Genomic DNA, 11,588 nt, shown 5'->3' with positions numbered 1-11,588 from the left:
TTTATCAAGGGGTTAGTTGACCAATTCGTTGTTCCAGCCAGTTGGTCGATGCTTCGCCGAGGTTGCCGTGCAGCAAGGCGTTGCGATAGGCATCGAGCGCCCGCTGGCTGTGGCCCTGACCATCCTCGGCCACACCGAGGCCAAGCCACCAGCGGCCCTGATCCGGCTGCTGACGCAGCAGCTTCACATAGAGCGCCGCCGCATCGGCATTCTGGCCCAGCTCCTGAGTCAGCCCGGCCCAGGTCGCGTAATAGTCCATGTTGCTGGCGAGATCCGGCTGATAACCGGACAACCAGCCAAGCGCTTGCTGCTGCTGCCCCTCGCTGATGGCAAGACGGGCCAGCAGCAGACGAAAATCAGCCTGCTGGGGATCGAGCCGGATCCCCTCCTCCAGCAGCTGGCGTGCCTCGGTCAGGCGGCCCTCGCCGTAGAGCAAACCCGCCAGTTGCTCGCGCGCGCCCTGGTTATAGGGGTCGTGGGCCAGCACCTGATAGTAGTTGTCCTGGGCATCCCGCAGGCTCCCCTTGGCCATGGCGGTGGTCGCCTTGCGCTCCGCCAGTGCCGCCAGCTCCTTGGCCGACAGCTCCACCGTCTCGATCTTCAATACGCTCGGTTTGCGAGGCGCGCTGGCGACTGCCTGCTGCTCTGCCGCCAGTTCGGCGTAAAGCTCGGGCTGCAGCTCTTCATCGGTCGGCTCGGACTCGTCAACATCGCTGGAGGCATCAAAGGGCACCCCATAGGCCGTATCGCCAGAGTCATGCTCCCCAACCTCATCATTCACCGCATCCTGGCTTGGCAGCGGCAGCGAGGCCGCCACCTCGACCGGCTCGGGCTGGCTGACGGGCGCGGCGGCCCTTGCCACCACATCGGGAGTCACCGCATCGGGGGCGACCACTTCGCTGGCAGCCGTGACGATATGGGTCTGCTGCCAGTAGATCCAGGTTCGCCAACCAAGGATCCCCAGTGCCAGACCGCAGATCAGGGTCAACAGCAACATCCACCATCCCTGCTGGCGCGCAGGGGCAATATAGACGGCAGCGCCATCGGATCCTTGCTGGCGCCGATCCAGATCTTTCAGCATCTGGTTGATGACACTCATGGCCAGACTCCATAAGCCAGGGCGCACCCCAGCAACAGTAACAGGGGCCACCAGCGCCGTGGCGCAAAGCGGCGGGCATCGTCGGTATCGCGAATGGCGAGCCGGACCAGACGACTGTCGATCTGACGCACACCCTGACCATAGGCCAGCATCAGGCACTTCTGCGCCAGGATATTGATAAGTCTCGGGATCCCTCGCGATGCGCGCCACAACAGACGCATGGCGCGACCTGCAAACAGCGGTGCCCCGCGGTAACCGGAGACCTGCAATCTGTGCTCCAGATAGGCGCGAGTCTCGTCAAAACGTAGCGGCCGCAGGCAGTAGGAGAAGCCAATCCGCTGGCGCAGTTGGCGCAGATGCGGCTTGCCCAGTCTGGTATCCAGCTCCGGCTGGCCAAACAGCACGATCTGCAGCAGCTTGCTCGATTCGGTCTCGAGATTGCCAAACAGGCGGATCGCCTCCAGCGTCTCGTCCGGCAGCGCTTGCGCCTCGTCGATCAGCACCACCACCCGGCAGCCCTGCTGGTGCAGGCTGATCAGGTGACGATGGATACGATCGGTCAGATCCAGCTCGCTCTGATCCCGTACCGCCAACCCCAGCTCCAGCGCCAGCGCGATGCGCAGTTCGGCCGGAGTGAGGTGGGGATTGGGCAACCAGGCAAGCCGCATCGGACGCGCTTCCGAACCCAGCTCGCTGAGCAACTTGCGGCAGAGCAGGGTCTTGCCGGTACCCACCTCGCCGGTCACCTTGATAAAGCCCTCCCCCTGCGCCAGCGCCCAGTTGAGCACCTGCAGCGCCTCTTCGTGAGGCGGCAGGCCGTAGTAGAAGCCGGTATTGGGAGTGAGGCTGAACGGTGCCTCCTGCAGGCCGAAGTGGGTCAGGTACATGAGACCTCACCTGCCACGGCAAGCAAGCAGCCTGTGCTGGCAAGGCAGCACAGGCCGTTCGGGATGAGGGTGACCGCATCTGGTGTCATGGGTCAGCCCTTGGCCGGATACCACTTGTCGAGCAGCTCGGAGGAGCGTTGCAGCTCGTTTTGCCAGGTATCTTTCTCCACCACGGTCGGTTTGAGCATGATCACCAGCTCCACCTTCTTGGTGCTCTCGCGGCGGTTGGTAAAGGCTTCACCCACCCAGGGAATATCCCCCAGCAGCGGCACCTTGCTGACGATCTCCTGCTTGTCGGTCTTCATCAGGCCGCCGATAACGATGATGTCACCGTTATTGGCCTGCACCACGGTATCGGATTCGCGGATCGAGCTCTTGGCGAGCGGCAGTTGCAACTTGCCACCCGAGGTACCCATGTCGATCACCTTGTTTTGCTCTTCGGTATCGATAACCGAGGGATGGATGTGCAGCAGCACCTTGCCCTCTTCATCGATCTGCGGCGTTACGTCCAGCGCAATTCCGGAGAAGAAGGGGGTAAGCTCCACGTTAGGCGTCTTGTCTGTGCCCGTCGAGGTAGTGGTAATGGTGGTGGACGCATTGGTGACGTAATACTCATCCGTCCCCACCTTGATCACCGCCTTCTGGTTGTTGGTCGCGGTGACACGGGGACTGGAGAGGGTATTCACATCGCCCTGGGTCTTGAGCAGGTTGACCGCCACATTGAAGTTGCCATCAGAGATCTTGAAACCGGCGCCGCCGCCCAGCGCACTGAAGATCTGGTTGGGGGTGCTGGGCAGCTGAGTATTGGCAAGCGACTGGCCACCGGTAATCCCCTTGTTGCCATCCCAGCTGGCGGAGAGACCGCTCCAGTCGACCCCCTGTTCATACCCTTCGTTGAGGGCAACTTCGATGATCCGCGCCTCCAGCACCACCTGCCGCTTGAGGTGACTCTCGGACTGGGTCAGGAATTCACGCACCGCCTTGAGCTCTTTCGGGTAGGCGCGAATGGTGACCAGACCCGCCTGCGGGCTGGTGATCACGGCGCGACCGTCACCCGTGCCAATCAGGGTCTGCAGGGAGTCGCGCAGATCGGTCCAGTAGTCGCTGTTGGTGTCGGTTTCGATACGGGTGCCGTTGTTGCTATCGCCGTTCGAGTTGTTGCCGGAGGAGTTATTGGTGCTGTTGTTGTTCGATGCACTGTCAAAACTGCTGTCGCTGCTGTTATTGCTGTCATTGGCCGTCACCCCGCCGGTGCTGACCGAGGTGCGCGAGAGACCACGACGGGACATCATCAGGTAGTTGACCGGGATGGTTTCGGTACGCAGACCCGCCGGATAGATATGGAAGACATTGCCCTTGCGCTGCACGTCGAAGCCGTACATGTCGCCCACCACCGCCAGCACCTCTGGCAGAGTCACATCCTTGAGCTCGACGGAGACCAGCCCGGCCACCCCGGGGTGAACCGCCACGCTGTAGCGGGAGCCCTTGAACAGGGAACCGAAAAACTCCACCGCCTCCACGTCGTGAGCCGCGATACGCAGCCGCTTCTCCGGCATGCCGACCGGCATCTGCGGCCGGTTCAGCTGCAGCAATTCACTTTGCACCGATTTGGGCAACGCGGTCAGAGGGGCAGCCTGTTTCTGCTGTTCGTTCATGGCCTGTTTGAGGGCATCCTTGGCCTGGGTCGGCTCGGGGTGCTGATACGTGGTACAGCCTGCAGCCATCATGGCCACGGTGATCAGACAGAGACGGTGTTTTTTCATGTAATTAGGGCACCCTGACTTGCAATTAAACTCGATAAAGCCGATTCACCTCTCGAGAGGCAAGCACGACTCAAACCCGGATCTTGCTGGCAAAGAGTGTGACCGCATGGCGTTTTCCCGCCTTTTCCAGCACCACGGCATCGGCATTGATGGTCACCAGCGTATAGCCGTCCACCTGTTGTCCGACCCGATAACTCTTGCCATTGAGTACCGCCAGTGCCGGGCCATTGCCCAGCACCACACTCTGCAGCTTCGGCAAACCGGCGCTGCTCTCGCTGGTCGCACGGGCGCCAACCGCCACATCAGCCAGCGGCGCGGTGGGATCCTGCAATACCTCGACCTGCTCCGCCTGTGCCAGCAAGCTGAACAGGCAACAGCACAACGCAAATACTCTAGCCACGGATAAACTCCTTGCTGGTACTCAGGGTGTAGATCTCCATCTCCACCACCGCGCCGGGATAGGCTTTGACCTGATAGTCGAACTGCTTCCAGTAAAAGTGACGCGGCAAGGCTTCCAGCGCTTTAAGATATTGATACACATCGAAATAGCCGCCTTCAAGCTGAAGCCGGATACCATGCTTGTAGAGATTGACCTTCTGCTCCCCCGCCATCAGCGGGGTCGGCTCCAGCGAACTGAGGGCCAGCATGTGAAGGTTGGCGGAGCGGGAGAGCAGCGCCTCCAGCACCAGCGGCATCTCGTGCGCCGGGATCAGATCGACGGTCTGGGCCTTCAGCTCATCGTCGATCCGGGCCAGATCCGCTTCGACCTGCGCCAGCTGCTCGCGAACTCCCTGATTGGGATCCCGCTTGAGCCGGGCCTGTTTGCCGAGGTTTTCCAGCTCCATGATCTCGAGGTCGCGCTCGGCGGCGCTCAGGGCCATACGATCCTGCTGCAGGCGGGTATCGGCGCCATCGAGCCAGCCGTAGAGTCCGGCCGCGCCCAGCAGCACCAGACCGGTCAGCAGGATCAACACCCGCTCCCGCTGGCTCAACACGGCGATACGCTGGCCCCATGCCTGCCATTGTGTTTTCAGGTTCATCAGGGTTTCTCCCGCGCAATGCCGCTCAACTGGAAGGTCAGGCGACCCTCCTTGTCACGGCCGAGGGTCAGTTCACCAAACTCCTTGCCTACCAGACTCGGGGTCTGCTTGAAGCGGTTGACCCAGGCCGGCACATCCTGACTGCGTCCGGCAAAGCCGGAGAGGTTGATCCGCCCTTCGTTGATCTCGATGCGCTGCAACGAGAGGTTGCTGTTGCGAATGCGGGAAAGATCCGCCATCACGCTGGCATAGCCCTGGGATTTTTGCAGGGTCAGGCTGCCCAATTGGCGCATCAGCCCCTGCTTGGCCGTCAGCTCATCCTGCTTGTTGACCAGTTGCTGTTGCAGCCTGGGATCTGCCTGATGGCGCGCCAGCTCGGCATCGAGCCGCTGCGCCTCGCTGCGCTTGAGTTCCAGCTCGGCAGAGCGCTGCGCCAGCGCCCAGCTGACCTGCTGCTGCTGCCAGCTGTAACCGACGCCCATCAACAGGATCAGCAACAGCGCAAAGCCCCATACCAGCGCCATCTGATTGAGGCTGGCCCACTGTCGCTTGGGGCGAAACTCGGCGCCATAGAGGTTTATCTGACGTCTCATCACGCATCCTCCCCGATGGCGGCGGCGTAGGCCGAGAGGTATTCGACGCCGGCCAGGACTGCCTTGTTGGCCATGGCGGAGACGGCAAAGCCGAAGGTCTGCTCCATGTGGCGCACCAGGGTACCGATAAAGGGCGAGGCGACGGCAAACTGCATCTGCCCCAGCTCGGGCAATTTCAGCTGGCCCGCCAGATAGTCGAGGGAGCGCTGGATCTCCAGCGCCAGCGAATCGAGCAACATACTGTCCGGTTCATGTTCGCCAGTCAGGCTGGTGAAACCGCGCAGCTGGCGGGAGAAGCAGAGCCCGCCTTGATGGAAGACCAGCAGTTGCAGATCCTGCCCCTTGGGCTGCCACAGCAGCATGCGCACCGTGTCATCCGCGTCATAGAGAGAGGTGAGCGCCAATTCGTCGCTGATGATGGATTGCAGGGTGGCTATGCCATTGATGGCATCGGCCAGCTGTTGCACCCGGCTCTTGGGCAGGCAGATCACATTGATGCGCGGACGACCGGCAGGCGGGGTGGGCAAGTCCACATAATCCATCGCCAGTTGCAGCACGGGTTCGCTGACATAGTCCTTGATGGCCCAGGGAAGCGCCCCCGCCATCTCGGCGTCAGGCACGGCAGGCTTGTCGATCTGGATCTGTTGATAAAGGCTGGCGGCGAGGGCCACCCGCACCGTAGACTTGGCCAGCCCATGACGGCTGAACAGCTCGTTCATGGCCACTGCCCACTCCTGTGGGCCGTTGATGGTGCGCGTCGCGAAGACGGGGGGATTGCCCACCGCAGCCAGCATGATCCTGTCATTGGCCAGCAAGAGCCCGACCTGGCGGCTTGGCGTCGACCGTCTGAACAGTTGTTTCATGTAAGCCCGCCCATCAATAGTGATTAAATGTATGAAATATTAACATAAACAGCAGATTAGCCTCCAGATTAAAAGACGGACTCACCATTGCAAGCCAACCTTTCCGCCGAGTCAGAGGGTCAAGCCATCCTCCCTTCCCCCTGCAACGCCTCCACCATCCGTTGCTGACCCGCTATGGTGTCGAGCTGTGGTGCAAGCGTGATGATCTGATCCATCCGGCCATCTCCGGCAACAAGTGGCGCAAGCTCAAGTACCACCTGCTGCATGCCAAAGAGCACGGCAAACGGCATCTGCTCTCGTTTGGCGGCACCTATTCCAATCATATCCACGCGCTGGCGGCAGCGGGGTGCCAATCTGGTCTTCGTACTACCGGTATCATACGGGGCGAATATGACGCCGTCAGTAACTCTACTCTGCGGGATGCCCAGCGCTGGGGCATGGATCTCGTTTTCGTCGACCGCCAGAGTTACCGGCGACGGCAGGATCCCGACTGGCTGGCCCAATTCGATGCCCCCGATACCTTGATCGTGCCGGAAGGGGGTAGCAGCCCGCTGGCCATCCCCGGTGTGGCGGAACTGGTCGGCGAAGTGCCCTTCTCGCCGGATCTCTGGGTACTGCCCTGCGCCAGCGGCGGCACTCTGGCGGGCCTGATCGCCGGCAAACGGGATCGGGAGCAGATCCTCGCCATTGCGGTACTGAAAGGAGGTGGCTTTATCGCTGACGAGGTGTGTCGCCTCCATCCCGCGGCTGCCAGCATCCCCGGTTGGCGCATCGCGCTCGATCACCACGATGGTGGCTACGCCAAATTCAGCCCGGCCCTCTGGCAGTGGGTGCAGGATTTCAGCGCCACGACCGATCTGCCCCTTGAACCCATCTATAGCGGCAAGGCGATGTGGGGTCTGTTTCGCGAACTGGCGGCGGGCCGTATCGCCCTCGGCAGCAAAATCGTCTTTATCCACACTGGCGGCATGCAAGGGCTCGCCGGGCTGCGGGAGCAGGGGCGACTGTGATCCCTGCCTGACGGCAACCGCAAACAGCATCGCAAACAACAGAGGGTCGCCCCAAGGCGACCCTCTGTTGTTTATCTCAATCACCAGCCGGTTCCAGCACCAGACGCTGGGGCTCGGCAAACCAGGGCCCCTGCCCGGCATGCACCCCGAGGTGGCGCAGCATCTTCCACTCATCGCCACTCTCCACCCCCACTGCCAGCACCCGGGTGCGGGTATTGGCGCAGCCGCCTACCAGACTGCGCACCGCCATCTGGTTGACCTGACGGGCATGGATCTCCCGCACCAGGCTGGGGTGCAGCTTGAGGAAGTTGATCTCGAACTCCTTGATGTACTGGGTGCTCACCACATCCTGACCGGCATGATCGATGGCCAGCTGGCAGCCCAGCATCCGCAAGGAGCGCAGCGGCCGCTTGAGCGCCTCGAAGTGGCGGGTCACCTGGGATTCGGAGAGTTGCAGGATCAGCCGCTCGTTGGTGCTGCGCGGCAGCTGGAACAGGGCGAAGAAGAGCCAGCGCTGGAACTCGCGGTTGAGCAGGCTCTGGGCACTTAGGGTCAGGCTGATGGGGCAGCTCTGCTCGGAGCGCTGGCGCAGCAGGGCGAGGGTCTGCTCCGCCACCAGCCGATCCAGTTGCAGTAACAAGCCAACCTTCTCCGCCATCGGCATGAAGATCCCCGCCTGCAAAGCCCGCCCCTGCTCGTCGTGCAGATAGGTGAGCAGCTCCTGCTGCAGCACCACCTGCCCCCGATCCTGCTGGATCGGCTGGGTGTAAAATTCGATGCCGTGCTCTTCGAGACGGCGGCTGATCAGGGTTCGCCAGCGTACCGTCCCCTTGCTGCTCTGCTCCTCATCCAGCTGCTTCTCGTAGAGGAACCAGCCGTTGTGCCCTTGCAGACGAGCGCTCTTGAGGGCCAGCTCCGCCTCCTCCTGCACCTTGAGCAGGCTGTCTTGTGCCTGATAACAGACGGCGCCGAGATAGACCGCCGTCTCGGGGTTGACCTCCTGCGGCCAGTGCAGCCGTTGCAGGCTCTTGAGCAGCTGGCTGGCGCTATCTACCATCTCGCTCTCGGACATATTGGGCAGCAACACCGCAAAAACCTGACCGGCATAGCGGGCCTGCAGGGCACCGTTGTGTTTGCGCACGAAGGCACCTATGGTGGCGCTCGCCTCCATCATCAAATCGTGCCCCAACAGCTCGAACTGATCGGCCTCCAGCTCCTCCAGACAGGCGAGATCGATCAGCAGCACGCCGCCGCTCATCACGCTCGCCTCCATGATGGCGCTCTCCAGCCGGTTGTCGAAAAACAGCCGGTTGCCGATGCCGGTCATTTTGTCGACGAAGGCGTTGCTGCGAATGAAGTTGTCGAAGCGGCTGCGCTCCTTGCGGGCATCCGCCAGCTCGGCGAGCAGATGATCGAGGGCCTGACTGGCGGCCACCGGCCACTCTTCGGCGGGGTCATGACTCAGTTTGGAGAGCTTGTCATCGAGGATCAGCTGGGCGCGAATGCCCAGCAGCTCGGCCCCGCGCAACTGCTGGCGCAGCCAGCGGATGGAGTACCAGAGACCGAACACCACGATAAAGATGCCCAGCGAGATGCCGGACATTGCCTTGATGGAGTATTCCGCCTCCTTGAAGGGGCGCTCCAGTTTGAAGTTGGCCTGCATGCCGGCCTGATGGGGCAGCGGGTGGCGGTATGGCACCAGCAGCTGTTCGTCGACCGGATTGCGCACATCGCGGAACCAGTAGACCCGCTGGTTATTCTGGCGCACCTCCAGCTCTACCACATGGGCAGCACGCAGCAGGGTGGGCAACCAGTGGCTCATATCTTCCATGTCGTGAGCAACATCGAGCTGCTTGTCGATCACTTCGACCAGCGCATCGACCTTCTTTTGCTGCAACTCCATGCCCAGCTCGCGAAAGCTGAACACCCCGCCAATCAGCACAGTCGCCATGGCTGCGATCACGCAAAGGGTGATAAATGAGACAAGCTGTGTAGTGAGTTTCATGCGCCTTTCCGTATGCCCAGCATCATCCATGTCGCCTCATGGTAGCAGCGGCGATCGGGCCACAGCTATGGATGAAGATCCCGCTTCTGCAATTTAAGCGGGCAAGCATAACCCAAAGCAGAGGGAGAATACCAAGGATGACGGGCTACAGACGCGGGAAAGGGCGGGATGACAGACAGAAAAATGGTCCCTCAAAGGGGACCAAAAGGAACACTCATATCAAAACTAACACTCTGTGCTACTGACAAAAAACAGATACAGGAGTATTGAACACACGGTGAGTCAAACCGCAGGGCTACTCTAATGCAGTTCGGATAAGCTGAGCAATTGTCATTTATGACAGGTCAGCGATTGAATCTAGCCAAAGTTAATAATAAACACATTTAAAATCATGTAGTTAAAAAATAAATCAACAAGTGTGACAACTCGGACTCAAATTGATTGCACTAATGCTCTATGATGGCTAAGTCCATTTGTGTCTCATGAAACTGGCAGGTACTTCCTTTGCGTAAATCACCCGTCTGGATCGCTCTGTTGCTGTTCGTCCTGCCTGTCGTGGGCAGCCAGTTTCTCGGCCTGTGGTTTGCCAAGCCGATGGCCTTTCATCTGCTGGAAGAGAAGGTTGCCGAGCTCAAGGGAGCCATGGCCGTACGCCACCGGGAGCTGGATGCCGCCATCAACAAACAACTGGCACAATTTGAGTTCAACTGCGGCGCCAAAGACATGGAGCTGCTGCGCGATCCGCGCTTCTACAGCGCTCATATCCGCCTGCAAGGGCTGGAGCTCGCCTCCGGCAACAGCTGCTCCAGCCTGGGGGTGGAGATCCCGCTGATCAAAGAGCTCCAGAACAGCGGGCAGAAGTTTGGCAAGCTGGGGATCACCGCCACCGTGGCCAAATATAATACCGAGCAGGAGCTGGTGGCCTTTTACCGATCCGGCGGCAACCTCGCCTACTGGGTGCTGGATAACAGCTGGAGCCACGACCTGCTGCAACACCCCTGCAGCCACTGCTTCTATCTGGAGTTCAGCCGACAGGATAACGATGCAAGCACAGTCCACTTTCCCCGTGGCGACAAGGAGATCAAACAGGAAGAGAGCAATATCAGCCTCAGTTTCTTCGATCCCAATGAACTCACCAAACAGACGGTCTGGGCGGGAAAAGCGCTGGAGCAATATGCCCATGACCAACTCAATCACTACGGTCTCTGGTTCGGTATCGCGCTCGGCGCCCTGTTAAGCGTCACATACTGGCTGCTGCGCAGCTATCGGCGCTCCCTCAAGGGACTGCTGCAAACAGGATTGATACGCAGGGAATTTATTCCCCTGTACCAGCCGATAGTGGATGCCCGTACCCACCAAGTGGTGGGATTCGAGGCGCTGCTGCGCTGGCAGCGGGGAAACGAGCTGATCCCCCCGGGCACCTTTATCGAATATGCAGAGGAGCAGGGACTGATCCTGCCGATGACCGAACAGTTGCTGGAGCAGGTGATCACTGACCTGCCGCAGCTGGCACCGGAGCAGTGGGTCAGCGTCAATCTGGTGGCGGCCCATATCGAGCAGCCCCTGCTGCGCACCTTGCTCGCTCACAGCCAAAACCCCTCACCCACCCGGCTCACCTTCGAGCTGACGGAGCGCAAGCCGATCCTCGACATCAAGGCGGCCACCGAGGAGATCACCCTGCTGCAACAGATGGGGTATCACTTCAAGCTGGATGATTTTGGTACCGGCTACGGCAGCTTTGCCTACCTGCAGAGCCTGGGGATCCGCCAGATCAAGATCGACAAGATGTTCGTCGATACCATAGGCACCAACGACCTCAAGCGCAGCGTACTGGATGCCATCATCGTCTTCGGTCGGGAATCGGGCATGGAGATGATCGCCGAAGGGGTCGAGAGCCAGCTGCAGGTCGACTATCTGAGCCAGCACGGCGTCTATCTGATCCAGGGCTACTTCTTCGGCAAACCCATGCCGCTGAAGACACTGACCCACTGGCAACGGGAGTGGCAGTCGCAACACCAGCAGGCCAGCTAACACAGAGATGGCAGGATCTGGCCGCGAAACAGTTTGGCCTGCGGCTCGACATCATCAGGTTGATGCTGGCGGTAGCGCCGTAACCCAGCCCAGCCCAGCCATCAGGCGGGTAAATCCCCCTGCAGACCCAGGTCCGGCTCCATGGTGAAATCGAAGCGGCTCCTGCCACCCCTTATTTACATTCAGCAACAAAATGATCTGCCCTGACGGGGATAACAACCTTTATCATAAGGAGCCGGTTATTGCGCAACCGATAACCGAGCAACCTGTTTATGTCATCCGGTCGTCAAGACCCCC

Annotated in this window: 10 protein-coding genes; 2 read left to right on the top strand and 8 right to left on the bottom strand. The window is 60.5% G+C overall.

Going from position 1 to position 11,588, the window contains the following annotated elements; translation table 11 throughout:
- Window positions 1-4: 4 nt before the first annotated feature.
- The 7 genes from ACTG1K_RS04740 to ACTG1K_RS04710 all read right to left on the bottom strand — a co-directional run bounded on the left by ACTG1K_RS04740 (window position 5) and on the right by ACTG1K_RS04710 (window position 6,245).
- Window positions 5-1,099 carry a tetratricopeptide repeat protein gene (locus ACTG1K_RS04740; RefSeq protein WP_167573663.1) on the bottom strand — a complete coding sequence of 365 codons (1,095 nt, stop codon included), beginning with the start codon at window positions 1,097-1,099 and terminating at the stop codon, window positions 5-7.
- A complete protein-coding gene (locus ACTG1K_RS04735; protein WP_167573662.1) occupies window positions 1,096-1,986 on the bottom strand; it encodes an AAA family ATPase in 891 nt (296 codons plus the stop codon). The genes ACTG1K_RS04740 and ACTG1K_RS04735 overlap by 4 nt, the downstream gene beginning before the upstream one ends.
- A 92-nt stretch (window positions 1,987-2,078) precedes the next feature.
- Complete coding sequence (gene mshL, locus ACTG1K_RS04730) at window positions 2,079-3,749, bottom strand: pilus (MSHA type) biogenesis protein MshL (RefSeq protein ID WP_268011884.1); 1,671 nt, start codon at window positions 3,747-3,749, stop codon at window positions 2,079-2,081.
- A gap of 70 nt (window positions 3,750-3,819) precedes the next feature.
- The gene (locus tag ACTG1K_RS04725; RefSeq protein ID WP_193860618.1) at window positions 3,820-4,149 is read right to left on the bottom strand and encodes a SctD/MshK family protein; all 330 of its coding nucleotides are present in this window, start codon (window positions 4,147-4,149) and stop codon (window positions 3,820-3,822) included.
- Window positions 4,142-4,789, bottom strand: coding sequence for an MSHA biogenesis protein MshJ (locus ACTG1K_RS04720; RefSeq protein WP_139429545.1), 648 nt, complete (start codon window positions 4,787-4,789; stop codon window positions 4,142-4,144). Before ACTG1K_RS04720 ends, ACTG1K_RS04725 begins: the two co-directional genes overlap by 8 nt.
- A complete protein-coding gene (locus ACTG1K_RS04715; protein ID WP_439979885.1) occupies window positions 4,789-5,382 on the bottom strand; it encodes a PilN domain-containing protein in 594 nt (197 codons plus the stop codon). Before ACTG1K_RS04715 ends, ACTG1K_RS04720 begins: the two co-directional genes overlap by 1 nt.
- Complete coding sequence (locus ACTG1K_RS04710) at window positions 5,382-6,245, bottom strand: hypothetical protein (protein WP_026035092.1); 864 nt, start codon at window positions 6,243-6,245, stop codon at window positions 5,382-5,384. Before ACTG1K_RS04710 ends, ACTG1K_RS04715 begins: the two co-directional genes overlap by 1 nt.
- Before the next feature lie 86 nt (window positions 6,246-6,331).
- On the opposite strand from ACTG1K_RS04710, the gene ACTG1K_RS04705 reads away from it, so the two are divergent.
- Window positions 6,332-7,255 carry a 1-aminocyclopropane-1-carboxylate deaminase/D-cysteine desulfhydrase gene (locus tag ACTG1K_RS04705; protein WP_440006796.1) on the top strand — a complete coding sequence of 308 codons (924 nt, stop codon included), beginning with the start codon at window positions 6,332-6,334 and terminating at the stop codon, window positions 7,253-7,255.
- A 76-nt stretch (window positions 7,256-7,331) separates the two neighbouring features.
- Here the strand turns inward: ACTG1K_RS04705 and ACTG1K_RS04700 are convergent, their stop codons facing one another.
- A complete protein-coding gene (locus ACTG1K_RS04700; RefSeq protein WP_181269659.1) occupies window positions 7,332-9,260 on the bottom strand; it encodes an EAL domain-containing protein in 1,929 nt (642 codons plus the stop codon).
- Between the two features lie 504 nt (window positions 9,261-9,764).
- Here ACTG1K_RS04700 and ACTG1K_RS04695 point away from each other — a divergent pair.
- Window positions 9,765-11,291 carry an EAL domain-containing protein gene (locus ACTG1K_RS04695; protein WP_440004875.1) on the top strand — a complete coding sequence of 509 codons (1,527 nt, stop codon included), beginning with the start codon at window positions 9,765-9,767 and terminating at the stop codon, window positions 11,289-11,291.
- Window positions 11,292-11,588 lie beyond the last annotated feature (297 nt).

It is taken from the genome of Aeromonas sp. 102P (assembly GCF_051920345.1).
GTDB lineage: Bacteria > Pseudomonadota > Gammaproteobacteria > Enterobacterales > Aeromonadaceae > Aeromonas > Aeromonas veronii.
This window is presented reverse-complemented; position numbering and strand designations above follow the sequence as displayed.

Excerpts from the sequence above, each read along its gene's own strand:
- mshL (WP_268011884.1), bottom strand. The coding sequence starts at position 3,749 with ATGAAAAAACACCGTCTCTGTCTGATCACCGTGGCCATGATGGCTGCA.
- ACTG1K_RS04710 (WP_026035092.1), bottom strand. The coding sequence starts at position 6,245 with ATGAAACAACTGTTCAGACGGTCGACGCCAAGCCGCCAGGTCGGGCTC.
- ACTG1K_RS04720 (WP_139429545.1), bottom strand. The coding sequence starts at position 4,789 with ATGAACCTGAAAACACAATGGCAGGCATGGGGCCAGCGTATCGCCGTG.
- ACTG1K_RS04700 (WP_181269659.1), bottom strand. The coding sequence starts at position 9,260 with ATGAAACTCACTACACAGCTTGTCTCATTTATCACCCTTTGCGTGATC.
- ACTG1K_RS04740 (WP_167573663.1), bottom strand. The coding sequence starts at position 1,099 with ATGAGTGTCATCAACCAGATGCTGAAAGATCTGGATCGGCGCCAGCAA.
- ACTG1K_RS04735 (WP_167573662.1), bottom strand. The coding sequence starts at position 1,986 with ATGTACCTGACCCACTTCGGCCTGCAGGAGGCACCGTTCAGCCTCACT.
- ACTG1K_RS04715 (WP_439979885.1), bottom strand. The coding sequence starts at position 5,382 with ATGAGACGTCAGATAAACCTCTATGGCGCCGAGTTTCGCCCCAAGCGA.